Genomic DNA, 24968 nt, shown 5'->3' with positions numbered 1-24968 from the left:
ATGAGCAACCGCGCGGGCCAGTTGGCCGAACCTCGTGACCTGATCGACGTCCCCCACCTCGTCACGGCGTACTACACGCTGACGCCCGACCCTGAGAACGTCGACCAGCAGGTGGCGTTCGGCACGTCGGGGCACCGCGGTTCGAGCCTCAAGACCGCGTTCAACGAGGCGCACATCCTCGCCACGACGCAGGCGATCGTCGACTACCGCCGCTCGCAGGGCTTCGACGGGCCGTTGTTCCTCGGCCGCGACACCCACGCCTTGTCCGAGCCCGCATGGGCGAGCGCCATCGAGGTGCTCGTCGCCAATGACGTCCTCGTCCTCATCGACGATCGTGACGGTTACACGCCGACGCCCGCCGTCAGCCACGCCATCCTGCGCGCGAACAAGGGCAAGGATCTGACGAACGGCTCGGGTCTCGCCGACGGCATCGTCGTGACGCCCTCGCACAACCCGCCCGCCGACGGCGGGTTCAAGTACAACCCGCCGCACGGTGGCCCGGCCGACTCGGACGCGACGAAGGTCATCGCGGCCGCGGCGAACGAGCACATCCGTGACGGGCTCAAGCGTGTCAAGCGCGTGCCGCTGACGCAGGCGATGGGCAAGGTCCAGCGCTACGACTTCCTCGGCACGTACGTCGACGACCTGCCGAACGTCGTCGACCTCGACGCGATCAAGCGCGCCGGCGTGCGCATAGGCGCCGACCCGCTCGGCGGCGCCGCCGTCGCGTACTGGGGTGAGATCGCGGAGCGTCACGGGCTCGACCTCACCGTCGTCAACCCGCTCGTCGACCCGACGTGGCGCTTCATGACGCTCGACTGGGACGAGAAGATCCGCATGGACTGCTCCTCCCCCAACGCGATGGCGTCGCTCATCGGCGAGCGCGACAAGTACGACATCGCGACGGGCAACGACGCCGATTCGGACCGCCACGGCATCGTCACGCCCGACGCGGGGCTCATGAACCCCAACCACTTCCTGTCGGTCGCGATCCAGTACCTCTACGGTGGCGCGCGCCCTCAGTGGCGCCAGGACGGGTTCATCGGCAAGACGCTCGTCAGCAGTTCGATGATCGACCGCGTCGCCGATGACCTCGGCCGCACGCTCGTCGAGGTGCCCGTCGGGTTCAAGTGGTTCGTGCCGGGCCTGCTCGACGGTTCGGGCCCGTTCGGCGGTGAGGAGTCGGCGGGCGCGTCGTTCTGCCGCTTCGACGGCTCCGTCTGGACGACGGACAAGGACGGCATCCTGCTCGCGCTGCTCGCCTCGGAGATCAAGGCGACGAAGGGCAAGTCGCCGTCGCAGCTCTATGGCGAGCTGACGGCGAAGCACGGCGAACCCGCCTACGCGCGCGTCGACGCCCCCGCCACGCGCGAGGAGAAGGCCAAGCTCGGTGCACTGACGCCCGAGGCCGTCACGGCGGACACGCTGGCCGGCGAGCCCATCATCGCCAAGCTCACGGAGGCGCCCGGGAACGGCGCGAAAATCGGCGGCCTCAAGGTCGTCACTGATTCGGCCTGGTTCGCCGCGCGCCCGTCGGGGACCGAGGACGTCTACAAGATCTACGCCGAGTCGTTCCAGGGCCCCGAGCACCTTGCACAGGTGCAGGCTGAGGCGAAGGACGTCGTCGCGGCAGCCCTGGGCAACTGAGGCTCGGTTCCGTCACAACACGAACGAAGGGCTCGCTCTAGGTGGAGCGAGCCCTTCGCGTCCGTCACCCACCGCCGACAGCAGGGCGGCTACGTGCCTGCGTGCAAGTGCACCCGGGGCACTTGCACGCAAGGGGTCAGTGCGTCGTTGCCAGACGTCGCCCGGCCCGCCGGGGCTGTCAGTACAGCGCCGACATCAGCGCCGTGCGTGCCTTCTTGACGCGCGGGTCGGTGGCGCCGACGACGTCGAACAGCCCGATGAGGTGCTCGCGCGCGGCGTTGCGCTCGTCGCCGGAGGTCGCCTTGACGACGTCGACGAGACGCGCGAACGCGTCTTCGACGTGGCCACCGAGGACATCGAGGTCGGCGACCTGCGTCTGCGCGGTGACGTCGCCCGGGTTCTTCGCGGCGGCGTCACGTGCAGCCTGGAGGTCGACGCTTTGCGTGCGCTGCATGAGCTTGACCTGGCCGAGGGCGAGACGCGCCTCCTCGTCCTTCGGGTTCTCCGTCAGTGCCTGCTCGAACGCGGCGATGGCGCCGTCGTAGTCGCCCTTGTCGATCGACTCGTACGCGAGCTGGTGCAGCGGCGGCAGCTCGGGCTCGGCCTGCTCGCCGCCCTCAGCGCCGGCCTGGCCCGTTGCGTTCGGGTCGTAGTTCGCCACGCGGCCCGCAAGACCGTTCTGCACAGCGATCTGGACGATCTGGTCGACGAGCTCGCGCGTCTGCGCGTCTTCGACGACAGGCGGAATCGGGATCGGCTGGCCCTGGACGAAGGCCGCCGCGAGAATCTGCCCCGGCTGGCCCTGCTGCGCGGCCTGCTGCGAAAGCTGAGCGAAGACCTGACCGATCTCGGGCGCGGTGTCGAGGTCGGCGACGCCCATGAGGACGCGCCCTTCTTGCGCGCGCACCGCGCGCGCGAGCGAAGCGACGGGCGCCAGGGACGCCGGCTGCGAACCCGCCCAGATCGCGATGATGACGGGGTGCTGCACCGACTGCTGCACGAGGCCCTGGAAGTTCGCGGCTGTCACGTCGACGACAAGACCGTCGTGACGGAACGTCTCGGCGATGACGGCGTCGTCGGCGCCCTGCGGCATGGGGGCCTGCCCGGGATTCGCAGCGCTCGGCGCGTTTGCCGGCGCCGCAGCGCCGGCGCTGCCGGTCGGTGCGCCAGCGGCCGATGCGGGGCGCCCGGCAGGAGCGCCGCCCTGCGGCTTCTTGAGCGAGGACAGGTCAACGGCACCGCGCAGCGACGCGGCGTTCAACGGCTGATTCGACATGCCCTCATTGTTGCAGGGCGCACCGGGGCGGGCGACGCATGATCGCGCACAGCGAACACCTGGCCACACGTGGCGAGGCGCGTCCCTCGGGTCGGACCGTCACTCCGCGGCGGGTCCTCGCGCCCGGGCCGTCAGCCCCGCGGGCGCACCATCCGCAGGTCGTACGAACCCGAGGTGTCGTCCTTGCCGACGCCGTCGAGTTCGAACCCGTGCTTGCGGTAGAAAGCCTGCGCACGCTCGTTGCCGTCGACGACCCAGAGGTAGGCCTCTTGGTCGCCGAGTTCGCGTGTCATGAGTTCGTGCGCGAGGCCCGTGCCGTGGTGCGCCGTGTCGAGATTGAGCACCTGCAGTTCGACGTCCGCGGGCGCGTCGTCGTCGCGGGCCTTGCCGATGCAGATCCACCCGACGAGCGCACCGCTCGAGCGGTCGAATGCCCCGACGACCCGAGGCGCCTCGGCGGAGGTCAACCACGCGCGCCAGCGCTTCGCACCGTCGACGGGATCGAGCCCGTCGAGCTTCTCCTGCGGGATGAGCCCGGTGTAGGTGTCGCGCCAGATCGTGACGTGGAGCTGGGCGAGCTCGTCGGCGTCATCGCTTGTCAGGCCACGGATCTCGTAGCGCTCGTCGATGGTCATGTCGACGTCCTCTCTCGTGGTCATTATCCGCGCCCGGCGAGGCCCGGGCGTCAGTTCGACTCGGCGAGCCGGGCTTCGACGCGCTCGACCTTCGCGTCGAGCTGGCCGGTGTAGCCCGGGCGGATGTCGGCCTTCAGCACGAGCGAGACGCGCGGGGACGCGACTTGGACGGCCTCGCAGGCGCGCTTGATGACGTCCATGCACTCGTCCCACTCCCCCTCGAGGGTCGTGAACATCGAGTCGGTGCGGTTCGAGATGCCCGACTCACGCACGACGCGGATGGCTGCGGCCACCGCCTCGCTGACGGAACCGTCCGGGTCGTCCGTCGTCGACGGTGCGACGGAGAAAGCGACGAGCATGATGATCTCCTCGAAGGTGATGGGAACGATGCAGTCAGGTTCGCACGTCGGCCACCGCGCGCGGCGTGCGACGAGCGTCGCGTCTTGGGCCCGGCAGGATCAGCTCGCGCAGGCGTCCGGGTCGCAGGTCCCCGTCACGACGGCCTCGAGCCAGTGGTGAACGAGCGTCACGGCCCCCGCGCCCTCACCCGACGCCGCGGCGACGCGCTTCATCGACCCGGCGCGGATGTCGCCTGCGGCGAACACGCCAGGCACGCTCGTCGCGAGCGCTTCCGGGGGCAGCCCGTCACGCCAGAACTCCTGCGGCACGTCACGACCGGTGAGCACGAAACCCTTGGCGTCACGCGCCACGGTGCCGTCGAGCCAGTCGACGCACGGGTGCGCGCCGAGCAGGAGGAACAGCCCGCAGGCGGGAACCGTCAGCTCCTGGTCCTTCTCGTTGAAGCGGATCGTCACGTGCTGCAGCCGATCGGTGCCGCTCGCCCCGACGATCTCCGCATTCGTCTTGACGACGATTCGCGGGTTCGCCTCGATCTCGCGGATGAGGTAATCCGACATCGTCTCCGCGAGCCCGTCGCGACGCACGACGATGCTGACGGAGCGCGCGAAGCGTGAGAGGTGGATGGCGGCCTGGCCCGCCGAGTTGCCGCCGCCGACGACGAGGACGTGCCCGCCCTCGCACTCGCGGGCAGCCGACGACGCCGCGCCGTAGTACACGCCGCGTCCGACGAAGCCTTCGACCTCCTCGACGCCCAGGCGACGGTAGGCCACGCCCGTCGAGATGAGAACGGCGCGGGCGCAGACCGGCCCATCGTCGGTCTCGAGCACGTGCGGTTCGCCGCGATAGCCGGGCGTGAAACCGGTGACCTCGGTGGCCGAGTAGATGCCCGCGCCGAACCGAGTGGCCTGGAACCGTGCGCGCTGCGCGAGGCGCATGCCCGAGATGCCGCGGGGAAAGCCCAGATAGTTGCGGATCATCGCGCTCGTGCCGGCCTGCCCGCCCACGGCGTCGGCCTCGATGACGGCTGTGCTCAGCCCCTCGCTCGCGCCGTACACCGCGGCAGCGAGGCCGGCCGGGCCCGCACCGACGATCGCAAGGTCGACGACGTGGCCCTCACCCAACTCGTCGACGGTGGCGCCGAAGGCGCGCCCGAGCACACGGACGTCAGGGTTGGCGTGAACCTCGCGCTCGGCGATGCGCACGAGCGGATAGGCGATCTCGATGCCCTGCGAACGCGCCATCTCGAGCGTCTTGGCTGCGTGCGGAGCCTCCGGCGGCCAGACCCCCGTCGGGATGCCCTGGCGATCGAGGAAGTCGCGCAGCACCCCGACGTTGGGGTCGCCTGGGGGCGCCACGATGTTGACGAGCTCGATCTCGGGGCCACCCGCCGACCACCCCCAGTCCGAGAGCAGCTCGGTGACGGCGGTGTGAAACTCCTCGTCGCGCGGGCCGCTCGGCAGCAGGAGCGCGGCCTCGATCTGGCCGCTGATCTGCGCGACGCGCTGCTCCTCGACCGCCCACGGTTCGCTGCGCAGGCGCACCATGACCCGCTTGGCCGCCGGCATGACGGCATGCAGGCACTGCAGCGTGACGAGGCCCGTCGCGTCGCCCACCTGCGTCGTCGCGGCGAACATCGCGACCGGGAGGCCGCGCGCGTTGAGGCCCTGCGCCATCGTCATCGATTCGCTGAGCGTCGTGGCGAGTTGCAGGTCGTAGTCGGCAGCGTAGCGGTGGTCGAATTCTTCCCGCATCTCTTCGGCGTGCTCAGCGGCCGCGATGAGCATGATGACGGGCGTAGGAGGCTTCATGTTCCGAGTGTAGGCACCGGCGCCGACAACCCCGATATTCCGCGGAATCAGAGCTGATACCGGCCGTCGACGCACGTCAGAACTCGCTCTGGCGACGCCTCGCCGCCATGGGCTCTCGCGCGGTTTCGGGACGCGCATCGAGCCCCTCACCCTCAACCCGCGACGGCCTGCGCCGCGGCGTAGGGGTCCAGAACCCCTCGAGCGACAGCCTCAGCGAGATCCTCGAGCTTCACCTCGGCGTTGGGGCGTTCCCAGCGCTCACGCAGTCGCCGCACCGCGAGCTCTTCGATCTCGCCCGCGGCCCGACGTCGGCGGCGCAGGCTCAGCTCGTCGTGCTCGCTCAGCCACGCTCGGTGGGTCGCGATGGCGTCGATGACGTCCGTCGCCCCTTCGCCGCGTTCTGCGACCGTCGTGACGATCGGTGGGCGCCACTGCCCCGGCTCCCCCGTCTGGCCGAGCGAGATCATGGCGCGCAGGTCGCGCACGGTCGCCGCCGCGCCGTCGTGATCGGCCTTGTTGACGACGAAGACGTCAGCGATCTCGAGGACCCCGGCCTTCGCGGCCTGGATGGAATCTCCGGCCCCGGGCGCGAGCAGGACGATCGTCGTGTCGGCGAGCGAGGCGATGTGCACCTCCGACTGGCCGACGCCCACCGTCTCGACGAGCACGATGTCGAAGCCGGCAGCGTCGAGCAGCCGCAGTGCAGCGGGCGCCGCCGCCGACAGCCCGCCGAGGTGGCCGCGGGTCGCCATCGAGCGGACGAACACCCCGGAATCACCCGAGTGACCGACCATGCGGATGCGGTCGCCGAGCAGCGCGCCACCGGAGAACGGCGACGAGGGGTCGACCGCGAGCACCGCGACGCTGAGGCCCTGCGCGCGATAGGCCGCGACGAGTGCGTCCGTCGACGTCGACTTGCCGACGCCGGGCGGTCCCGTCAGACCGATGATCTGGGCGTGGCCCGTGAACTGGGCGATGGCTGCACCCAGTTCCGGCAGCGCCGGGTGGTCGTTCTCGATGGCCGTGAGCAACCGCGCGAGGGCGCGCCGGTCACCGTCACGCATCCGCGTGACGAGTGGGTCGACGACGATCTCACGCGGCATGCTCGGGCCGTGTCCTGGTCAGCGCTCAGGCGTCGACGCGCACGATGAGCGCGTCACCCTGGCCGCCACCGCCGCACAGGGCGGCAGCACCGACGCCACCACCGCGGCGTTTGAGTTCGTGGGCGAGGGTCAGCACGAGACGCGCGCCCGACATGCCGATCGGGTGGCCAATCGCGATGGCGCCGCCGTTGGGGTTGACCTTCTCCGCGTCGAGGCCGAGTTCCTTCGTCGAGGCCAGGCCGACGGCGGCGAACGCCTCGTTGATCTCGACCACGTCGAGGTCGGCCGGCGTGAGGCCCTCCTTCTCGCAGGCCTTCGCGATTGCGCGCGCCGGCTGGCTCTGCAGCGTCGAGTCGGGGCCGGCGACGACGCCGTGCGCGCCGACCTCGGCGATCCAGGTCAGGCCCAGCTCCTGGGCCTTCGTCTTGCTCATGACGACGAGCGCCGCGGCACCGTCGCTGATCTGGGAGGCGGAGCCTGCCGTGATCGTGCCGTCCTTGCTGAAGGCGGGGCGCAGCTTGCCGAGCGACTCAGTCGTCGTGTCGGCGCGGATACCCTCGTCGTTCTTGAACACGACTGGCTCGCCCTTGCGCTGCGGGATCTCGACGGGGATGACCTCGTCGTCGAAGAGGCCCTTCTCCCAGGCCGCGGCGGCCTTCTGGTGAGAGGCGGCCGAGAACGAGTCCTGCTCTTCGCGGCTGAACTCGACGTCGCCGGCGTTGGCCTGCTCGGTGAGGTTGCCCATCGCCTGGTCGGTGAAAGCGTCCCACAGTCCGTCGAAGGCCATGTGGTCGCGCATCGTCACGTCGCCGTACTTGTAGCCCTCGCGCGACTTCTCGAGCAGGTGCGGCGCGTTCGTCATCGACTCCTGGCCGCCCGCGACGACGACGTCGAACTCGCCCGCGCGGATCAGCTGGGCCGCGAGCGCCACGGCGTCGAGCCCGGACAGGCAGACCTTGTTGATCGTCAGCGCCGGCACGTCCATCGGGATGCCGCCCTTGACGGCGGCCTGGCGCGCGGGGATCTGGCCGGCGCCGGCCGTCAGCACCTGGCCCATGATGACGTAGTCGACCTGGTCGCCCTTGACGCCGGCCTTCTCGAGCGCACCCTTGATGGCGAGGCCACCGAGGTCGGCACCTGAGAAGCTCTTGAGCGAGCCGAGCAGGCGACCCATCGGGGTGCGCGCTCCGGCGACGATGACGGCGGTGGTGTCGGTCATGGTTCCTCCAGTGAGCGGGCGGGCGTGGGTCACGGTGCCGCACGGCCGCCGGTTCGTGTCGATCGCCCGAGTTAATCGTCGTTAACCCGGCTTCCTCGTCCAAGCAAACCATAGAGTGACGTCATGACCGGCGAAATCACGCACTTGTTCGAGGCCATCGACCACGTCGGCATCGCGGTGTCCGACCTCGATGCCGCCATCCGTTTCTACGAGTCGACGTACGGCATGACGTGCGCGCACACCGAGACGAACGACGAGCAGGGCGTGCGTGAGGCGATGATGACGGTCGGCCCGGCCGATGCCCCGCACAGCCACATCCAGCTGCTCGCGCCGCTGTCGCCGGAGTCGAGCATCGCGAAGTTCCTCGACCGCTCCGGCCCCGGCATGCAGCAGCTCGCCTACCGCGTCCGCGATCTCGACGCCGTGTGCGCGACGCTGCGCGAGCGCGGCATGCGGTTGCTCTACGACGCGCCGAAGATCGGCACCGGCGGCAGCCGCATCAACTTCATCCACCCCAAGGATGCCGGCGGCGTGCTCGTCGAACTCGTCGAGCCGGCGGCTGAAGGACACTGAGGCAGCCCATCGTTTCTACCCCAAGGCTCGGCGTCGTATCAAGAACGTTCGTTTGAGCTACGTCGCGATGGGTGTGCGTAGCTCGTCAGGTGCTGCTGCCCCGGAGGGGTGTGACGTGTTCAGGCGCGCAGCGTCGTCGCCCGACGACCGTGCCCCGCAAAGGCTGCGCCTAGGCAAGCGGCGCGGACAGTGTGCTGGAACGTGCGTATGGGGCAGGACTACCGTTGTGACGGCGACGGACATGGCGCTACGCAGCTTCACACGTCTCGCTTGGCCAGGGCGCCGCAAGAATCTCACGCCCGATGACACGAAGGAAACATGCTGGTGAGCACTCTTTCCACCTCAGACGCCCATCTCGACTCGGGCCGTGATGGACGCCAAGGCCCGAGTCGTAGCGTGACCATCGTGGGGGTAGGCCTGACCCTGGTAATCGTTGTGATCGGGCTGGCGTGGGCCAAGTGGATCCCGTATGACGACAAAGCTCACGCCCTCGCGAAATCGGGTGCGTGGAGTGGCAAGGCCATCTTCGGCGAGGCCGGCCACCCCGGTGACGCGCCAAGCTGGCATGGAGCCCTCGATTTCACCCGCGCCTACGTCAAAGCCGTGTGGAAGGCCGCGCTCGTCGCGATCTTGGTGGCCTCAGCACTCGAAGCATTCATCCCGAAACGGCTCCTGTTGAACGCCATGAACCGCCGCAGCTCATGGGGCCAAGGCCTCAGTGGCGGGCTACTCGCCCTGCCGAGCATGATGTGTACCTGCTGTACCGCGCCGGTGGCAATCGGTTTGCGTCGCCGCGGTGCACCCCCGGGTGCGGTGATGGCGTACTGGCTCGCTAACCCGCTACTCAACCCCGCTGTCATGCTTTTCCTCGGTCTGACGATGTCCTGGCAAGTGGTCTCCACCCGTGCCGTCGTAGGCGTCGTCGTCGTCCTGGGTGCCGCCTTCATTGCTCAACGTCAAGCACGCGAGGTCGATGCCGACGAACTCATCGACGTCGACCACGACCCGCAGGGCGTCGCTGACATGCCGTGGCGCTTCGCTAAAGCCCTCACGCGTTATGTCGCCATCGTTGTGCCTGAGTACCTGATCCTCGTCGCACTGACCGGTTTGTTCTCCGGGTGGCTGTCCGACTTCACCCACCTAGGGAACGTGTCTGGCCTTTTGGCCTTGCTCCTCGTCGGTGTGGTCGGCGCCCTGCTCGTCATCCCCACCGGTGGGGAGATTCCCGTCGTCGCCGGTTTGAGTGCCGCCGGCGCGAGTCTTGGTGTTGCGGGGGTTCTGCTCATCACCTTGCCGGCGCTCAGCATCCCGTCGCTGGTCATGGTGGCACGCAGCTTCGGCACTCGGACCACCATGAGCGTCATCGCTTGGGTCATCGCCGGGGGGCTGTTGTCAGCCGCTTTGCTCACCGCCCTCACCTGAGGGCCGCAGGCGGGGTGTAGGAGCCAGGGACGGGATCACTGAGATCAGGGATGCCGATGCGAAAACGGTGGGTTGAGCCACCAGGTCGACCCGATGGTGCAAAAACCTTCGTTTGAGCTACAGCAGGACTTGCGCTCAGACCGGGCGGCGGCGTTTGAGCTGCACGGAAAGAGCTCCGACCTAGGATTGCCGCATGAGCCCCGACCAACTAGACGCCACGGCGCAGGCGTGCCGCGTGCTGATCGAAGACCGCTTCCCTGAAGGGGGGCACGATGGTGCCGCAGCCATGCTCCTGGCCGACGGCACGATCGTCACAGGTACAGCGCCAAGCGCGGCCAACCCCTCAGTCGAGGTGTGCCACGAAATCGAACCTTACGCAGCGGCATACCGGCTCAATCAGGGAATCAAAGCGTCCATCTGCTTGCACCGACATGAAGATGGACGATTCCTCGTCCTGAGCCCCTGCGGAGTCTGCCGAGAGCGACTCGCCGTTCACGGCCCAGACGTCCTCGTTGCTGTCGCTGACCGTGAGGACGCAACACGGATCATATGGAAGTCACTGCGTGACGTCCTGCCCGACTATTGGATGACGGCCTTCCCCGAAGAACTCTCCGACCGCTGGTAAGTACGCGCTTGCTGTCGGTGCAGAAACGGTCGTTTCTGCACCACTCAAACTGGGGTGGGTCTGCACGTGGTTATGCCCCGGTCAGGGGGTAGCAGAACGACGTGCAAAACCTCGCGGCGCCGAACGTCAGTGTCGACAACCGGTCCGAGACAGCCACCAAGGGTGCCCGGGCTCACAGAGGCGCCCACCGCTTGCGTGTCAACTCAGCCCTCGACCACGAGCGAAGCGTCGACCTCGGTCGGCAGGCCACCCTCGGGCAGCTTCGACGGCGCGACGATGCGCACGATCTCGTCGAGCACGCGCCGCACGTACTTCTCCCCCACCCACAGGTGCTTCGCGCCATCGACGCCGATGACGTCAGCCTGCGGAATGGCCGCGAACCGCTCGCGCGCCTCGTCGGGGCGCAGGTTGTCATCCAGTTCGGGCACGAGCGCCGTCACCGGCTTGCGCGATTCGGCCCACGCCGCCAGGTGCTCGGGCTGCGACCACCGCAGCGGCGGCGACAGCAGGATCGCGCCCTCGATCGACGGATCGAGCCCGTGCATGAGCGCCAGATCCGTGCCGAAGCTCCACCCCACCAGCCAACGATTGGTCAGCGCCGGCGACTCGTGGAACTCCGCGAACTCGATGGCGGCGGCGACGTCGAAACGCTCGCCGTCAGCCGAGTCGAACGCACCCTCCGACGTCCCGCGCGGCGACGACGTGCCACGCGTGTTGAACCGCAGCACCGCGATGTCCGCGAGCGCCGGCAGCCGGTTGGCGGCCTTCTTGTAGACATGGCTGTCCATGAAACCGCCGTGCGTCGGCAGCGGATGCAGCGTGACGAGCGTGGCCACCGGGTCTCGCTCGAGCGGCAGCGCCAACTCACCGACGAGCGTCAACCCGTCGGCGGTGTGCAGTTCGACGTCCTGACGGCGCGCAGCGAGCACCGTGTTCGAGCGAATCTCCTGCAGGCTCAACGCCCCTCCTCGACGATCACGACGAAACCCGGACTTCGTCGTCCGCCCTCGACCCTATGCGACCGCGAGCGCACACTCACCGCCACGAACCCCGCGGCGGACGGCGATCTCGCGCTCGCCAGCAACTCGTGTGCCAGTGACGACGATCCGTCACGTCACCCAGCCGATCATTCGGCCACACGACGACGTGCGGCAGCGATGACGCCAACTGCTGCTGACACCCCGGGCACGTGTAGATCTTGCCGTCGGCGTTGCCGCGCAGGACCCGCACCGTCCACTGGCCGCCCGCGTAGGTCTGCACCGTGTCGACAGGACGAAACGCGCGGCTCACGTCGCCGCGCGTCTCGTCCTGCGCTCTGTTGTTGCGCCGTGGCATCAGCCTCGGAAGGACCGCTCCGCGAGCAGGTGCTCCGTCAGCAGCGGCGACGGCACGAGGTGCGTCTCCCCCGCCTCGAAGTACATCTCCGACAGCACACCGGAGACGTCGTCGTAGCTGGCCTCGTCAAGCAACTCGAATGGGCCCTTCGGGTAACCGCAGCCGGCCTTCATCGCCGTGTCGATGTCCTCGACGCTCGCGTAGCCCGAGTCCAACATCTTCACCGCGTCGTTGAGGTGTGGGTAGAGCAGCGCGTCGACGACGAGGCCCGCGCGGTCCTTGCCGACGACCGGCGTCCAGCCCGCAGCCGCGGCGAACGAGCGAACGGCCTCGACCGCGTCGTCCGCGATGGCGACGCTGCGGCCGATCTCGAGCACCTGGCCGGCGCGCTGCTTCTCACGCAGGACGACGGGAACGACGCACGCATCGAGCGACGGCTCACCGGTCGCGGCCTCCGACGCCGCGCCCTCACCGAGCGTGGCGATGACGCCGCCGTCACCGATCGCGTCGCGCACGGCGCGCATGAGCGGCTTCTCCTCGATCTGCAGCGCGTGCTCGGAGACGTCGCCCTCGACATGACCGCACGAGCACTCGTCACCACAGGCGCACGAGCCGCCGCAGCACCCGTCATCCTCGACGCCGCCGTCGACGGCGAAGACGAACGTGACGCCCTCGAGCGCCGACGCCTCGTCAGCCGCCGTGACCCGCACGAGCTCGAGGCCCGCTGACGACATCTCCTCGGCGAGCGAGTCGACGAGCTCACCCTCGCCGACGAGACCGACACGGCCACTGTGCGCCTTGCTCGCACCGGGCGTGCGCTCGTCGGCGACGAGGGTGCCCGAACCGGCCGCTTCGTACGTGTAGAAGCCCTTGCCACTCTTGCGACCGAGGTAGCCGGCCGCCACCATCTGACGCAGCAGCGGCGGCGACGCGACGCTCGGGTCATGTGTCGCGTCGTACAGCACGCCGCAGACCTCGTGGACGACGTCGAGGCCGATGAGGTCGCACAGCGTCAGCGGGCCCATCGGGAAGCCGACACCGGCCGCCATCGCAGCATCGAGGTCCTCACGGGAGGCGAGACCCGTCTCGTACGCGCGGATCGAACGCGCGAGATAGGCGATGAGCAGCGCGTTCGCGACGAAGCCCGCACGGTCGCCGACGACGACCGGCTTCTTGCCCAGGCGGACGGCGAGTTCGCGGACGTCCTCGACGAGCTTCACGTCGGTCAGCAGCGAGTGGATGACCTCGACGAGCGGCAGCACCGGCGCCGGGTTGAAGAAGTGCATGCCGATGACGCGCGACGGCTCCTTCGTCGACTTCGCGATCTCGGTGATCGACAGCGACGACGTGTTCGTCGCGAGCACGCAGTCGTCACGAACGATGTCGTCTAGCGTCGTGAAGATCGACGTCTTGATCTCGAGCAGCTCCGGCACCGCCTCGATGACGAGGTCGGCGTCCTTCATCGCGGCGAGGTCGTCGCCGAACGCGACACGGCCGACGATCTCGTCACGCTCACTCTCGGAGAGCTTGCCCTTGCTCACGGCACGCCCGAGGGACTTCGTGAGGAACCCCTTGCCGCGCTCGGCGAGCTCCGCCGAACCGTCGACGGCGATTACGCTGAGCCCCGCCTTGGCGAAGACTTCGACGATGCCGGCACCCATCGTGCCGAGCCCGATGACACCCACTGTGTTGATCATGCGCCCAGTCTTTCAGATGCGACGACCAACCGCTCGTGGGACGATCTACCGCGTGATGACCTCATGATCTTCGGATTGCTCGGCGCCCTCGTCGCCGCCCTCGCCTACGGCGGAGCGACGATCGTCCAGGCGATCGGCGTGGCGCGCATGAGGGAGGCGCCCGACGGCGCCGACCTCATCACCCGTGCGCGCTTCGGCTGGCTGTACGGCGTCGGCCTCGCGCTCGACGGTGTGGCCTTCCTCGCCTCGAGCGGTGCCCTGCGCACCCTGCCACTGTTCCTCGTGCAGTCGGTCATCGCCGGGTCGGTCGCGGTGACGGCCGTGCTCGCCGTCGTCGTCCTGCACGCCAAGCTGACGCGACGCGAGATCATGGCGCTCGTCGGAGTCGGCGTCGGTCTCGTCATGCTCGCCGTCTGCGCCAAGGAGGGTCACGCCACCGGGGTGCCGACCTGGCTGGCACCCGCCGCGCTCGTGGTCGCGGCCCTCCTCGTTCCGTTCGGGTACACGGCGTATCGCGCCCGCAACAGCGCGCTTCTCGCCGTCACCGCGGGGCTCGGATTCGCAGGTATCGCGATCGGCGCGCGCATCCTGCCGTGGGACGGCAACGTCCTGCACACGATCGCGAGCTGGCCGTTCTGGGCGCTCATCGCCCACGGCATCATCGCGATGACCGCCTACGGCTTCGCCCTCGACGCGGGAGAGGCGACGTCCGTCGCCGCCATCACCTTCGCCATCGAGACGGTGGTGCCCGCTGCCATCGGCCTCGCCCTGCTCGGTGACGCCGTGCGCGGCGGCACGTGGCCGCTGGCCATCGCGGGGTTCGTCGTCACGCTCGGCAGCTGCTTCGTCCTGGCCGGGCAGTCGGAGCCCGACGCGTAAGGTTGTCCGGTGCGAATCGTGATTGCCGAATGCAGCGTCGACTACGAGGGACGCCTGCAGGCCCACCTCCCCCTCGCCAAGCGCCTGCTCATGGTCAAGGCCGACGGCTCGGTGCTCGTCCACTCCGACGGCGGCTCCTACAAGCCGCTCAACTGGATGGCGCCGCCGTGCACGATGGCCGAGGTCGAACCCGAGGACGTCGAGGTCGCCGACGGCGTGACGAGCGTGTGGCTCGTGCAGCACGGCAAGTCGGACGACCGGCTGCGCATCCGCTTGCACACCGTCCATCACGACTCGGCCCATGACCTCGGCGTCGACCCGGGCCTCGTCAAGGACGGCGTCGAGGCGCAGCTGCAGAAGCTGCTCGCGCAGCACATCGAGACCCTCGGTGAGGGCTACACGTTGATGCGGCGCGAATACATGACGGCGATCGGGCCGGTCGACATCATGTGCAAGGACTCGGGCGGAGCCACCGTCGCCGTCGAACTCAAGCGCCACGGCACGATCGACGGCGTCGAGCAACTGACGCGCTACCTCGAACTACTCAACCGCGACCCGCACCTCGCCCCCGTCAGCGGCGTCTTCGCCGCCCAGACGATCAAACCGCAGGCCCGCACGCTCGCAGAGGATCGCGGCATCCGCTGCGTCGTGCTCGACTACGACGCGCTCAAGGGCATCGACGACTCCGAACGCCGGCTGTTCTGATCCGCCTCGAGGTTCCGGGTGCTCAGGTCGCTAGGCCGGCCGCACGCGTGCGTCGTGGCTCCCAGGCGTCAGGCCGTGCGCGCCAGCGGGACGTAGCCGCAGGCGCCGGAGACGTTCATGACACGGTCGAGCCGGGTACCCGCGAGCAAACGGCACAGACGCGGCGAGGCATCGGCGACCACGAGGCGGCGCCCCCGACGCTCGGCCCGGTGATGCGCGCCGACGATGACGCCCAGCCCGGCCGCATCCCACACCTGCGCGTCGGCCAGGTGGACGACGAGGTCGCCGTCACCGCACGCCAGTGCGGTGTGCCATGCCGTGCGGACGCGGTCGCTCGTGCGTGCGCTGACGGGGCCGTCGATGATGATCTCCCGCCCGGGGACGGGGTGGTCGATGACCAAACGCGCACCCGTCGCGAGTGTCTCGGAGCGGGACGCGTGCGTGCGCCTCGTCGTCTCGGCCATGATCGTCCCCCTCGCCACTCGCCCGTGCGGGCCGAGCTGTTCGTGGACGGCCGGCGCGTTGCGCGCCCCACCCGGCGTGGAGGCGTCGCCTCCGGCGGGTGCCGTCACTGGTGAAGACGCGCGGCGCCGGGTGAAGGTTCGCCGCACGGCATAACGAAGTGGTAGCGGTCTGAACGCCTCCGATCGGGCGCACGTGACACAGTGGGGGCATGGTGGTTCTCAGCACGATCTACACCCGCACCGGTGACGACGGGAGCACGGGCCTCGGCGACTTCAGCCGGACGTCGAAGAACGACCCGCGCCTCGTCGCCTACGCCGACACGGACGAAGCGGGCGCCGCGCTCGGCCTCGCGCTCACGTGTGCCCCCGATCTGCCTGAGCGGCTGCGCCCAGTGCTCCTGCGCATCCAGAACGACCTGTTCGACGTCGGCGCCGACCTGTCGACACCCCTCGTGACACAGCCCGCGCACCCTCCCCTGCGCGTCCAGCAGGAGTGGATCGACGAACTCGAGACCGCCTGCGACGAGTTCGGTGCCGACCTGCCGACGCTGCGTTCCTTCGTCCTCGCCGGCGGCACTCAGGCGGCGGCCTATCTCCACCTCGCGCGGACGGTCGTGCGGCGCGCCGAGCGTGCCTGTTGGGCGGCCATCGACGCCCACGGGAGCGAGAGCGCCGAGCCCGACGACGAGCGTCCCGGCGGCGTCAACCCGCTGACGGCCAGGTACCTCAACCGGCTCTCGGACGCCCTGTTCGTGTTCGCGCGCTACGCCAACGCCCAAGGCCCCGGCGACGTGTTGTGGCAGCCCGGCGGGGGGCGCTGAGCCCCAGCCCGCTCTAGACGTGGGATGCGGCCGACAGGGCGGCCATGGGAAGGAGGCGCGCTCTCCGTGCCGAACCCGACCATCGCGGCGGTCGAGGCCGCGAAAGCAATGCCGCTGGGCGGGGTGTCGACCGTCAGAGACGCCGGACGGGGGTCTCAGACCAGGGCGTCCGCGTGCAATCCGGGCGGTGCGGACTCGCTCCACGAGCGCATCGCGGTGTAGTCACCGGGCGCCATGGCGATGGTGAAGGCCTCTTCACCGCAGCGCACGTCGACGCTCACCGCGTCACCCGACAGGGCCGCCGGGCGGTCACCGTCCGCGAGCTGAGCGCGCGAACCGAGGAAGAAGTCGCCGCGCGCCCAGGTGCGCCGCGGCGACATCGTCATCGAGCGGAACGAGAACCACTCGAGACGATCGTGGCGGTACCGCACCATCCCGGTGCGCCACGACGCGCCGGGGTAGCGAACCGCCATGACGGCGAGGTTGCCGTCGCGGCCGATGGCGCGCGTGCGCAGCACCATCGCCGCCAGAGCCAGCAAGACCAGGATGACGGCCAGCGCGAGAGTGATCTCGCCGGCCGTCATCGCTGAATCCATGGTTCGAAACCGCCTCAGACCCCGGCCATCTCGACGTGCTGAGCGACGACCGTCACCACGTCCTTGTCGACGGAGAGGAATCCGCCGTCGATCTTGACCGTACGACGCTCGCCCTGCGCGGGCACGACGACGACGTCGCCCTCGACGAGGACGGACAGGATCGGTTGGTGACCCGGCAGGATGCCGATCTCACCTTCGGTGGTCCGTGCGATCAGGCGGCTCGCCTCGCCCTCCCAGACCTCACGGTCGGCAGCGACGAACTTGACGTTCAGGGTGCTCATGCGGGCTTCCTCTTCGAGTCGGTGATTTCCCCCATGATAGCGGGCGAATCGGGCCGGGGCGCGCGGCCCACCCGGTGGGTGTGCACGCCCGTGCGACAGGGGTCGTCAGCGACGCCCGTCCGCGTGCGCGTCGGCGTCGGCCGACGCGCACGCGACGGACGCACCTTCGTGCGGCGCCGGCGCGAGCGGATCGGCGAGCGCCCCCGAAACCCGCGCCCCGGCGCGCATGAGGTGGAACACGACGACCGCCGCGAACGTACCGAGGGCGATGCCGGCAAAGGCGACGTCACCGATCGTCCACGTGTAGTCGGCGATGCCGACGATGAGCGCGACCGCAGCCGTCATGAGGTTGACGGGGTTGGCGAAGTCGACGCGGTTCTCCATCCAGATGCGCACGCCGAGCATGCCGATCATGCCGTAGAGGACCGTCGCCGCTCCCCCGAGGACGCCGGGCGGGATCGTCGAGATGATCGCGCCGAACTTCGGCAGGAACGACAGCCCGATCGCCGTGATGGCCGCGACCCAGTAGGCCGCCGTTGAATACACCTTCGTCGCCGCCATGACGCCGATGTTCTCGGCATACGTCGTCGTGCCCGAGCCGCCACCGAAGCCGGCGAGCGTCGTGGCGAGGCCGTCACCGAGCAGCGCACGCCCCGAGACGTCGTCGAGGTTGCGGTCCGTCATCTGCGCGACCGACTTCACGTGGCCGATGTTCTCCGCGATCAGCACGAGCACGACCGGCACGAACAGCCCGACGACCGACCACGAGAACGACGGCGACGCGAAGTGCGGCAGTCCGATCCAGGCGGCGGAATCCACGGCGTCGAAGTCGACCTCACCGCGCAGGCACGCGACGAGATACCCGGTGAGCACACCGATGAGGATGCTGAGGCGCCCGAGCAGCCCCTTCGCGAGCACCGTCACCGCGAGGATGACGACCAGGGTGACGAGCGCCGTCACAGGCGCCTTCATGAAGTTGCCCTTGGCCGCAGGCGCGAGGTTGAGGCCGATGAGCGCGACGATCGTGCCCGTGACGACCGGCGGCATGAGCGCACGCAACCAGCCGTCGCCGGCGACCTGGACGACGAGCCCGACGAGCGCCAGAGCCAGGCCCGCCATGACGACGCCGCCCAGCGCCGTCGCCATGTCGTGCGCCTTCGTCGCGGCCGTCAGCGGCGCGATGAACGCGAACGACGAGCCGAGGTAGCTCGGCACGCGCCCCGCCGTCAGCAGCAGGAAGACGACCGTGCCGACGCCGGAGAAGAACAGCGTCGTCGACGGTGGGAAGCCCGTCAGCAGCGGCACGAGGAACGTCGCACCGAACATGGCGACGACGTGCTGCATGCCGATGCCGATCGTCTTCGGCCACGCCAAGCGCTCGTCCGGCGCGACGACCGCGTCACCGCGCGTGAGGTCGTCCTCACGCACCCGCCACTTCAGACCCAGATCCATCCCTGCTCCTCATTCCTGCGCGCCGCGACTCAACGACGCGCCCTGCTCACGATGCACGACGAAGGGCCGGGGGTCGAAAACCCCCAGCCCTTCGTCGTTCTCACTCGCCGCCTCGGGTCATCCCCGCCGCGGCGCGCGAATCAGTCCTGCTTGGCCAGCTCCGCGGCCTGACGCTCGACGTCGTCGAGGCCACCACACATGAAGAAGGCCTGCTCGGGGACGTGGTCGTAGTCGCCGTCCGCGATCTTCGTGAAGGCCTCGATCGAGTCCTGCAGCGACACCGTCGAACCCTCGATGCCGGTGAACTGCTTGGCGACGTAGGTGTTCTGCGACAGGAAGCGCTGGATACGGCGAGCGCGGTTGACGAGGATCTTGTCCTCTTCGGAGAGCTCATCGATACCGAGGATCGCGATGATGTCCTGCAATTCCTTGTTGCGCTGCAGGATCGACTTGATGCGAACCGCCGTCTCGTAGTGCTCCTTCGAGATGTAACGCGGGTCGAGGATGCGCGACGTCGACGTCAGCGGGTCCACGGCCGGGTAGATACCCATCGACGCGATGTCACGCGAGAGCTCGGTCGTCGCATCGAGGTGCGCGAACGTCGTCGCCGGGGCCGGGTCGGTGTAGTCGTCGGCCGGCACGTAGATGGCCTGCATCGACGTGATCGAGTGACCACGCGTCGAGGTGATGCGCTCCTGGAGCACACCCATCTCGTCAGCCAGCGTCGGCTGGTAACCCACGGCGGACGGCATGCGGCCGAGCAGCGTGGAGACCTCGGAACCGGCCTGCGTGAAGCGGAAGATGTTGTCGATGAACAGCAACACGTCCTGCTTCTGCACGTCGCGGAAGTACTCCGCCATCGTCAGAGCCGACAGGGCGACGCGAAGACGCGTTCCCGGCGGCTCGTCCATCTGGCCGAACACGAGCGCGGTCTGGCCGAGGACGCCGGCCTCTTCCATCTCGACCATGAGGTCGTTGCCCTCACGGGTGCGCTCACCGACACCGGCGAACACGGACACACCACCGTGGTTGCGAGCGACTCGAGCGATCATCTCCTGGATCAGAACGGTCTTGCCGACACCGGCACCACCGAACAGACCGATCTTTCCGCCCTGGACGTACGGGGTCAGCAGGTCGATGACCTTGATGCCCGTCTCGAACATCGTCGTCTTGGACTCGAGCTGGTCGAACGCGGGCGCCGTGCGGTGGATGCCCCAGCGCTCGTTGACCTCGAGCTTCTCGCCCTCCTCGAGGTCGAGGCAGTCACCCGTCGCGTTGAAGACGTGACCGAGGGTGACGTCGCCGACCGGCACGGAGATCGGCCCGCCGGAGTCGCGCACCTCGGAGCCGCGGACGATGCCGTCCGTCGGCTGCAGCGAGATGGCGCGAACCATCGAGTCACCGATGTGCTGGGCGACCTCGAGGTTGATGTTCTTCTTCTCGCCGTTGAGCGAGACCTCGAGCGTCAGAAGGTTGTAGACCTCCGGCATCGTGTCGGCCGAGAACTCGACGTCGACGACCGGGCCGATGACGCGCGAGACGCGGCCCACGCCGCCCGCGGCCGGGGCCGCGGTTGCGCTTTCGTTGATGGTGGCAGTCATGAGGATTCCTTTACGTGAAGGCGGTCAGCTGGCATCGGCGAGGGCGCTGGCGCCACCCACGATCTCGCTGATCTCTTGCGTAATCTCGGCCTGACGGGCCTGGTTGGCCAGTCGGGTGTAGGTCTTGATGAGTTCGGTCGCGTTGTCCGTGGCGGACTTCATCGCTCGCTGGCGGGCAGCGAGCTCAGAAGCGGCCGACTGCAGGAGCGCGTTGAAGATGCGAGCCGTGACGTACTTCGGCAGCAGCGCATCGAGCACGCCCTCGGCGTTCGGCTCGAAGTCGTAGAGCGGAAGCGGTCCGTCGGGCTTGCCGTCGCCGTCGAGGTCGAGCTGACCCTCGGCCACCTCGAGCGGCAGCAGACGGATGACGCGGGCCTGCTGCGTCACCATCGACTGGAACTCGGTGTAGACGACGTGCAGTTCGTCGACCCCGCCACCCTCGGCACCGGCATGGAAGTCGGCGGTCAGACGCTCACCGATCTCCTCGGCGTTCTCGAACTTGGGGCTGTCGGTGAAGCCGGTCCACTCTGCCTCGTACTCGCGACGGCGGAACTTGTAGTAGCTCACGCCCTTGCGGCCGACGAGGTAGGGGACGACCTCCTTGCCCTCGTGCTCGAGCTTGGTGATGAGCTGCTGGGCTTCCTTCATCGCGTTGACCGAGTACGAGCCGGCGAGGCCGCGGTCAGCGGTGACGATGAGGACGCCGGCGCGCTTGACGTTCTCGCGCTCCGTCGTCAGTGCGTGGTCGATGTCCGACGTGGAGGACGCGACCGAGGAGACGGCTCGGGTCAGGGCCACGGCGTAGGGCGTCGACTTCGCGACGGCCTCGCGCGCCTTGACCACGCGCGAGGCAGCGATGAGCTCCATCGCGCGCGTGATCTTCTTGGTCGCCTGGACGGACCGGATGCGCTGGCGGTAGACCCGCTGCTGCGCTCCCATAGCTTTCCGCCTCTCTGTACTGGTGCTGGCTTGGGTGGTGGTGTCGACCTGGCGGCCGACCTCGGCGGGTGCTCGTCACACCCGCCGAGGTGCGATCACGAAGATCACGGCTTGTGCTTGGTGATCTTCTCCTGGTTGATGTGGTCCGCAGCGATCTCGTCGAACTGCTCGGAACCCTCACCACCGTGGTCGGACGACGCCTGGAACTGCTTGCGGAAGTCGTCCATCGCACCGGCGAAGACGTCCTTGCCGTCGTCGGCCAGCTTGCCGCTCTCGCGGATCGCCATCATGAACTCGCCGTGGTTGCGGTGCATGTACTCGAGCCACTCGGCCTCGAAGCGCTGCACGTCCTCGGTCTTGACATCGTCGAACTTGCCCGTCGTACCGGCCCACAGCGACGCGACCTGGTCCTCGACCGGGTACGGGCTGTTCTGCGGCTGCTTGAACATCTCCATGAGACGCTCACCGCGAGCGAGCTGACGGCGCGACGCGGCGTCGAGGTCGGAGGCGAACATGGCGAACGCCTGCATCTCGCGGAACTGCGCGAGGTCGACCTTGATCGAACCGGTGACGGCCTTCATGGCCTTCGTCATGGCCGCACCACCGACACGCGACACGGAGATACCCACGTCGACAGCCGGGCGCTGGTTGGCGTTGAACAGGTCGGCCTGGAGGAAGATCTGGCCGTCCGTGATCGAGATGACGTTCGTCGGGATGTAGGCCGAGACGTCGCCGGCCTTCGTCTCGATGATCGGCAGACCCGTCATCGAACCGGCGCCCAGGTCGTCCGACAGCTTCGCGCAACGCTCGAGCAGACGCGAGTGCAGGTAGAACACGTCACCCGGGTAGGCCTCGCGGCCCGGCGGACGGCGCAGCAGCAGCGACATGGCGCGGTAGGCCTCAGCCTGCTTGCTCAGGTCGTCGAACACGATGAGGACGTGCTTGCCCTGGTACATCCAGTGCTGGCCGATGGCCGAACCGGTGAACGGAGCGAGGTACTTGAAGCCCGCCGCGTCACCCGCCGGAGCGTTGACGATCGTCGTGTACTCCATCGCGCCGGCCTCTTCGAGCGTGGCGCGGACCTCGGCGACAGTCGAGTTCTTCTGACCGACGGCGACGTAGATGCAGCGAACCTGCTTCGACGGGTCGCCCGTCTCCCAGTTCTGCTTCTGGTTGATGATCGTGTCGGTGGCGATCGTCGTCTTGCCCGTCTTGCGGTCACCGATGATCAGCTGACGCTGACCGCGTCCGACCGGCGTCATGGCGTCGATCGCCTTGATGCCCGTCATGAGCGGCTCGTGGACCGACTTGCGCTGGACGACGGTGGGCGCCTGCAGCTCGAGGGCGCGACGGCCTTCGGCCTCGATGTCGCCCAGGCCGTCGATCGGCTGACCGAGCGGGTTGACGACGCGGCCCATGAACGCGTCACCGACGGGAACCGAGAGGACCTCGCCCGTGCGCTTGACGCTCTGGCCTTCTTCGATGCCGCCGAACTCACCCAGGATGACGACGCCGATCTCGTGGACGTCGAGGTTCTGGGCGATACCGAGCGTGCCGTCTTCGAACTGAAGCAGCTCGTTGGTCATGGCCGAGGGAAGACCCTCGACGTGTGCGATGCCGTCAGCGGCATCGACGACGCGGCCGACCTCTTCACGGGAGGCCGCGCCGGGCTCGTAGGACTGAACGTAACCGTTCAGTGCATCCCGGATCTCCTCCGGACGGATCGAAAGCTCCGTCATCATCACTCCTTGTCATGGGCCCGCATCGGGCGCCGTGCTTCTTGGCTCAGGGCCGCGGATGCGGCAGTTCTTTGGGCGTCGATCAGCCGGACAGGTGCGCGCGGGCCTCGTCGAGGCGACGCGCGATCGTTCCGTCGATGACGTCGTCACCGACAGCCACCTTGATGCCGCCGACAACCGAGGGGTCGATGACGACGTTCGTCTGCACGGGCTTGCCGTACATCTTCGTCAGAGCCGCGCGCAGCCGCTCGTTCTGCTCCGGGGTCAGCTCGACCGCGCTCGTGACGATCGCGCTCGACTGGCCGCGGCGCCCGGCCACGCCCTCGAGGAACTCCTCGATGGCCCGGTCGAAACGGCGCCCACGGGGGGAGCCTGCGGCGCGAGTGGCGAGCAGCGCCGTCTCGGGGGCGACCTTGCCCTCGAGCAGACGAGCGACGAGCCCAGCCTTGTCCGCACCGCTGCGAGAGCGGTCGGACAGGGCATTGCTGAGGCCCGCGTCGGAGGCGACGGTCCGCTCGAAGCGGAACAGCTCGTTCTCGAAAGCATCCGCGCGACCGGCCTTCTCCGCCGAAGCGGTGGCGGCCTCGACCGCAAGACGCTCCAGAGCGTCACTGAGGTCGCGCTCGCTCGACCAGCGTTCACCGGCGACAGCCGTCACGACCGCCATCGCGTCGTGGCCAATCTTGCCGCTGAACAGACGCTGGACAAGGCCACGCTTGGCCTCGCTCTCGCGCGACGGGTCACCCAGCGCGCGACGCAGCGTCGCGTTGGAATCGATGACGTCGACGACCGCGAAGAGCTCACGAGCCGTGTTCATCGGGTCACCGGGGCCGGACAGGGTGCCGTTGAGCACCTGCCGGGCCGCGGAGAGAGCCGTCCTCGACGAACCCTGCATCAGGCTTCGACCCGCGTGCTGCCCGCGCTCGAGGCGGCGGCCTCGGAGCCAGCGGTGGCGGACTCGGGACGGATCTTGCCCGCCTCGAGCTCGGCGAGGAACCGGTCGACGATCCCCTTCTGACGGGCTTCGTCGTGCAGCGACTCACCGACGATGCGGCTGGCGAGCTCGGTGGACAGGCCACCGACCTCGCTGCGCAGCTGGACAAAGGCCTGCTGACGCTCGGCCGCGATCTGCTTCGTCGCGTTCTCGGTGATGCGGGCGGCTTCGGCGCCGGCCTGCTCACGGCTCTCCGCGATGATGGCCGCACCCTGGGCGCGGGCGTCCTCGCGGATCTTGGCCGCCTCAGCACGCGCGTCGGCGAGCTGCGACTCGTACTGCTGCTTCGCGGCGGCGGCCTCCTTCTGGGCCTCCTCCGCCTTGGCGATGCCGCCCTCGATGGACGCCGTACGCTCCGCGTACATGCGCTCCATGTTCGGAACGACCTTCGTCTTGTACAGCCAGTACAGGATCGCGAAGGCGATGAGCCCGATGATCATCTCGGCGGGGTGCGGGAGCAGCGGCAGCTTCTCCGGCCAACCTGCACCTTCAGATGCGAGGAACACCTTGGCTTCCTATCTGTTGGGGGGACTGGTCAGTTCGAGGAAAGAGCTCAGCCCTTGAAGACGAACGCGAAGACCAGACCAAGGATGGCGAGGGCCTCCGTGAGTGCCATGCCGGTGAAGGCGATGGTCTGCAGCATGTTGCGAGCCTCGGGCTGACGCGCCACACCGTTGATGTAGGCGGCGAAGATCAGACCGATACCGATGCCGGGGCCGATCGCAGCGAGGCCGTAGCCGAGGAACGCGAGGTTACCGATGTTGCCGGTCATGTGCTTTTCCTTTCGAGTGGCACCG

Annotated in this window: 26 protein-coding genes; 7 read left to right on the top strand and 19 right to left on the bottom strand. The window is 68.7% G+C overall.

Going from position 1 to position 24968, the window contains the following annotated elements; genetic code table 11:
- The gene (pgm, locus tag HMPREF0321_RS08940) at positions 1–1647 is read left to right on the top strand and encodes a phosphoglucomutase (alpha-D-glucose-1,6-bisphosphate-dependent) (protein WP_006945922.1); all 1647 of its coding nucleotides are present in this window, start codon (positions 1–3) and stop codon (positions 1645–1647) included.
- Between the two features lie 178 nt (positions 1648–1825).
- Here the strand turns inward: pgm and HMPREF0321_RS08935 are convergent, their stop codons facing one another.
- The 6 genes from HMPREF0321_RS08935 to HMPREF0321_RS08910 form a co-directional block, all read right to left on the bottom strand.
- Positions 1826–2923: a co-chaperone YbbN gene (locus tag HMPREF0321_RS08935; RefSeq protein ID WP_006946036.1), complete on the bottom strand. Its 1098-nt coding sequence runs from the start codon at positions 2921–2923 to the stop codon at positions 1826–1828.
- A gap of 131 nt (positions 2924–3054) precedes the next feature.
- On the bottom strand, positions 3055–3558 hold the full coding sequence (locus HMPREF0321_RS08930) for a GNAT family N-acetyltransferase (protein WP_006946004.1): 504 nt from the start codon (positions 3556–3558) through the stop codon (positions 3055–3057).
- Between the two features lie 50 nt (positions 3559–3608).
- Positions 3609–3917, bottom strand: coding sequence for a thiamine-binding protein (locus HMPREF0321_RS08925; RefSeq protein ID WP_006945955.1), 309 nt, complete (start codon positions 3915–3917; stop codon positions 3609–3611).
- Between the two features lie 99 nt (positions 3918–4016).
- Positions 4017–5726, bottom strand: a complete 1710-nt coding sequence (locus tag HMPREF0321_RS08920) for an FAD-dependent oxidoreductase (protein WP_006946003.1) — start codon at positions 5724–5726, stop codon at positions 4017–4019.
- 152 nt (positions 5727–5878) lie between these two features.
- Positions 5879–6829, bottom strand: a complete 951-nt coding sequence (gene meaB / locus HMPREF0321_RS08915) for a methylmalonyl Co-A mutase-associated GTPase MeaB (protein WP_006945924.1) — start codon at positions 6827–6829, stop codon at positions 5879–5881.
- A gap of 25 nt (positions 6830–6854) precedes the next feature.
- Positions 6855–8048: an acetyl-CoA C-acetyltransferase gene (locus tag HMPREF0321_RS08910; RefSeq protein WP_006946002.1), complete on the bottom strand. Its 1194-nt coding sequence runs from the start codon at positions 8046–8048 to the stop codon at positions 6855–6857.
- A 123-nt stretch (positions 8049–8171) separates the two neighbouring features.
- Here HMPREF0321_RS08910 and mce point away from each other — a divergent pair, with 123 nt between their 5' ends.
- From mce to HMPREF0321_RS15590, 3 genes are all read left to right on the top strand, one after another.
- Positions 8172–8621 (top strand): methylmalonyl-CoA epimerase, encoded by a 450-nt coding sequence (gene mce / locus HMPREF0321_RS08905; RefSeq protein ID WP_040014772.1) that lies wholly within the window; start codon positions 8172–8174, stop codon positions 8619–8621.
- Positions 8622–9017: 396 nt separating this feature from the next.
- The gene (locus HMPREF0321_RS08900; protein WP_254653984.1) at positions 9018–10043 is read left to right on the top strand and encodes a permease; all 1026 of its coding nucleotides are present in this window, start codon (positions 9018–9020) and stop codon (positions 10041–10043) included.
- A gap of 193 nt (positions 10044–10236) precedes the next feature.
- Complete coding sequence (locus HMPREF0321_RS15590; RefSeq protein ID WP_083803247.1) at positions 10237–10668, top strand: cytidine deaminase; 432 nt, start codon at positions 10237–10239, stop codon at positions 10666–10668.
- 203 nt (positions 10669–10871) lie between these two features.
- On the opposite strand, the gene HMPREF0321_RS08895 is transcribed toward HMPREF0321_RS15590, so the two are convergent.
- From HMPREF0321_RS08895 to HMPREF0321_RS08885, 3 genes are all read right to left on the bottom strand, one after another.
- On the bottom strand, positions 10872–11627 hold the full coding sequence (locus HMPREF0321_RS08895) for an alpha/beta hydrolase (protein ID WP_006946044.1): 756 nt from the start codon (positions 11625–11627) through the stop codon (positions 10872–10874).
- A 76-nt stretch (positions 11628–11703) separates the two neighbouring features.
- The gene (locus tag HMPREF0321_RS08890; protein WP_231729374.1) at positions 11704–11958 is read right to left on the bottom strand and encodes a hypothetical protein; all 255 of its coding nucleotides are present in this window, start codon (positions 11956–11958) and stop codon (positions 11704–11706) included.
- Between the two features lie 44 nt (positions 11959–12002).
- Entirely contained in the window at positions 12003–13700 is a 1698-nt protein-coding gene (locus HMPREF0321_RS08885; RefSeq protein WP_006945899.1) for a 3-hydroxybutyryl-CoA dehydrogenase, read from the bottom strand.
- A 63-nt stretch (positions 13701–13763) separates the two neighbouring features.
- Between HMPREF0321_RS08885 and HMPREF0321_RS08880 the strand changes: the two genes are divergently transcribed.
- Both HMPREF0321_RS08880 and nucS read left to right on the top strand, forming a co-directional pair.
- Positions 13764–14579 (top strand): hypothetical protein, encoded by an 816-nt coding sequence (locus HMPREF0321_RS08880; RefSeq protein ID WP_006945983.1) that lies wholly within the window; start codon positions 13764–13766, stop codon positions 14577–14579.
- A 9-nt stretch (positions 14580–14588) separates the two neighbouring features.
- Positions 14589–15284 (top strand): endonuclease NucS, encoded by a 696-nt coding sequence (gene nucS / locus HMPREF0321_RS08875; protein ID WP_006945990.1) that lies wholly within the window; start codon positions 14589–14591, stop codon positions 15282–15284.
- Between the two features lie 68 nt (positions 15285–15352).
- Here nucS and HMPREF0321_RS08870 read toward each other — a convergent pair whose 3' ends face one another.
- Positions 15353–15748, bottom strand: coding sequence for an STAS domain-containing protein (locus HMPREF0321_RS08870; protein ID WP_050786537.1), 396 nt, complete (start codon positions 15746–15748; stop codon positions 15353–15355).
- A 209-nt stretch (positions 15749–15957) separates the two neighbouring features.
- Here HMPREF0321_RS08870 and HMPREF0321_RS08865 point away from each other — a divergent pair, with 209 nt between their 5' ends.
- The gene (locus HMPREF0321_RS08865; RefSeq protein ID WP_006945872.1) at positions 15958–16569 is read left to right on the top strand and encodes a cob(I)yrinic acid a,c-diamide adenosyltransferase; all 612 of its coding nucleotides are present in this window, start codon (positions 15958–15960) and stop codon (positions 16567–16569) included.
- Between the two features lie 155 nt (positions 16570–16724).
- Here HMPREF0321_RS08865 and HMPREF0321_RS08860 read toward each other — a convergent pair whose 3' ends face one another.
- From HMPREF0321_RS08860 to atpE, 9 genes are all read right to left on the bottom strand, one after another.
- Positions 16725–17165, bottom strand: a complete 441-nt coding sequence (locus HMPREF0321_RS08860; RefSeq protein WP_006945926.1) for a DUF2550 family protein — start codon at positions 17163–17165, stop codon at positions 16725–16727.
- Positions 17166–17179: 14 nt separating this feature from the next.
- Entirely contained in the window at positions 17180–17446 is a 267-nt protein-coding gene (locus tag HMPREF0321_RS08855) for a F0F1 ATP synthase subunit epsilon (RefSeq protein ID WP_006945873.1), read from the bottom strand.
- 105 nt (positions 17447–17551) lie between these two features.
- A complete protein-coding gene (locus HMPREF0321_RS08850; RefSeq protein ID WP_006945903.1) occupies positions 17552–18898 on the bottom strand; it encodes a uracil-xanthine permease family protein in 1347 nt (448 codons plus the stop codon).
- Positions 18899–19038: 140 nt separating this feature from the next.
- On the bottom strand, positions 19039–20499 hold the full coding sequence (gene atpD, locus HMPREF0321_RS08845; protein WP_006945923.1) for a F0F1 ATP synthase subunit beta: 1461 nt from the start codon (positions 20497–20499) through the stop codon (positions 19039–19041).
- A 24-nt stretch (positions 20500–20523) separates the two neighbouring features.
- Positions 20524–21438, bottom strand: coding sequence for a F0F1 ATP synthase subunit gamma (locus HMPREF0321_RS08840; RefSeq protein WP_006946039.1), 915 nt, complete (start codon positions 21436–21438; stop codon positions 20524–20526).
- A 104-nt stretch (positions 21439–21542) separates the two neighbouring features.
- Positions 21543–23177 carry a F0F1 ATP synthase subunit alpha gene (atpA, locus tag HMPREF0321_RS08835; RefSeq protein WP_038570542.1) on the bottom strand — a complete coding sequence of 545 codons (1635 nt, stop codon included), beginning with the start codon at positions 23175–23177 and terminating at the stop codon, positions 21543–21545.
- Positions 23178–23259: 82 nt separating this feature from the next.
- Complete coding sequence (locus tag HMPREF0321_RS08830; protein ID WP_006946018.1) at positions 23260–24072, bottom strand: F0F1 ATP synthase subunit delta; 813 nt, start codon at positions 24070–24072, stop codon at positions 23260–23262.
- Positions 24072–24677, bottom strand: a complete 606-nt coding sequence (locus HMPREF0321_RS08825) for a F0F1 ATP synthase subunit B (RefSeq protein ID WP_006945917.1) — start codon at positions 24675–24677, stop codon at positions 24072–24074. The genes HMPREF0321_RS08830 and HMPREF0321_RS08825 overlap by 1 nt, the downstream gene beginning before the upstream one ends.
- 47 nt (positions 24678–24724) lie before the next feature.
- Positions 24725–24943 (bottom strand): ATP synthase F0 subunit C, encoded by a 219-nt coding sequence (gene atpE, locus HMPREF0321_RS08820; RefSeq protein ID WP_006945976.1) that lies wholly within the window; start codon positions 24941–24943, stop codon positions 24725–24727.
- Positions 24944–24968 lie beyond the last annotated feature (25 nt).

It is taken from the genome of Dermacoccus sp. Ellin185, assembly GCF_000152185.1.
Lineage (GTDB): Bacteria > Actinomycetota > Actinomycetes > Actinomycetales > Dermatophilaceae > Dermacoccus > Dermacoccus nishinomiyaensis.
Note: the sequence above shows the minus strand (reverse complement) of the source record. Positions and strands in the feature narration are given on the sequence as shown.

Bases quoted from the DNA above. Each gene is read 5' to 3' on its own strand.
- meaB (WP_006945924.1), bottom strand. From the start codon at position 6,829: ATGCCGCGTGAGATCGTCGTCGACCCACTCGTCACGCGGATGCGTGAC.
- HMPREF0321_RS08910 (WP_006946002.1), bottom strand. From the start codon at position 8,048: ATGACCGACACCACCGCCGTCATCGTCGCCGGAGCGCGCACCCCGATG.
- HMPREF0321_RS08855 (WP_006945873.1), bottom strand. From the start codon at position 17,446: ATGAGCACCCTGAACGTCAAGTTCGTCGCTGCCGACCGTGAGGTCTGG.
- atpD (WP_006945923.1), bottom strand. From the start codon at position 20,499: ATGACTGCCACCATCAACGAAAGCGCAACCGCGGCCCCGGCCGCGGGC.
- HMPREF0321_RS08840 (WP_006946039.1), bottom strand. From the start codon at position 21,438: ATGGGAGCGCAGCAGCGGGTCTACCGCCAGCGCATCCGGTCCGTCCAG.
- HMPREF0321_RS08865 (WP_006945872.1), top strand. From the start codon at position 15,958: ATGGTGGTTCTCAGCACGATCTACACCCGCACCGGTGACGACGGGAGC.
- HMPREF0321_RS08880 (WP_006945983.1), top strand. From the start codon at position 13,764: ATGATCTTCGGATTGCTCGGCGCCCTCGTCGCCGCCCTCGCCTACGGC.
- HMPREF0321_RS08870 (WP_050786537.1), bottom strand. From the start codon at position 15,748: ATGGCCGAGACGACGAGGCGCACGCACGCGTCCCGCTCCGAGACACTC.
- HMPREF0321_RS08930 (WP_006946004.1), bottom strand. From the start codon at position 3,558: ATGACCATCGACGAGCGCTACGAGATCCGTGGCCTGACAAGCGATGAC.
- atpA (WP_038570542.1), bottom strand. From the start codon at position 23,177: ATGACGGAGCTTTCGATCCGTCCGGAGGAGATCCGGGATGCACTGAAC.
- HMPREF0321_RS08885 (WP_006945899.1), bottom strand. From the start codon at position 13,700: ATGATCAACACAGTGGGTGTCATCGGGCTCGGCACGATGGGTGCCGGC.
- HMPREF0321_RS15590 (WP_083803247.1), top strand. From the start codon at position 10,237: ATGAGCCCCGACCAACTAGACGCCACGGCGCAGGCGTGCCGCGTGCTG.
- HMPREF0321_RS08920 (WP_006946003.1), bottom strand. From the start codon at position 5,726: ATGAAGCCTCCTACGCCCGTCATCATGCTCATCGCGGCCGCTGAGCAC.
- pgm (WP_006945922.1), top strand. From the start codon at position 1: ATGAGCAACCGCGCGGGCCAGTTGGCCGAACCTCGTGACCTGATCGAC.
- HMPREF0321_RS08925 (WP_006945955.1), bottom strand. From the start codon at position 3,917: ATGCTCGTCGCTTTCTCCGTCGCACCGTCGACGACGGACGACCCGGAC.
- atpE (WP_006945976.1), bottom strand. From the start codon at position 24,943: ATGACCGGCAACATCGGTAACCTCGCGTTCCTCGGCTACGGCCTCGCT.
- mce (WP_040014772.1), top strand. From the start codon at position 8,172: ATGACCGGCGAAATCACGCACTTGTTCGAGGCCATCGACCACGTCGGC.
- HMPREF0321_RS08830 (WP_006946018.1), bottom strand. From the start codon at position 24,072: ATGCAGGGTTCGTCGAGGACGGCTCTCTCCGCGGCCCGGCAGGTGCTC.
- HMPREF0321_RS08850 (WP_006945903.1), bottom strand. From the start codon at position 18,898: ATGGATCTGGGTCTGAAGTGGCGGGTGCGTGAGGACGACCTCACGCGC.
- HMPREF0321_RS08860 (WP_006945926.1), bottom strand. From the start codon at position 17,165: ATGGATTCAGCGATGACGGCCGGCGAGATCACTCTCGCGCTGGCCGTC.
- HMPREF0321_RS08935 (WP_006946036.1), bottom strand. From the start codon at position 2,923: ATGTCGAATCAGCCGTTGAACGCCGCGTCGCTGCGCGGTGCCGTTGAC.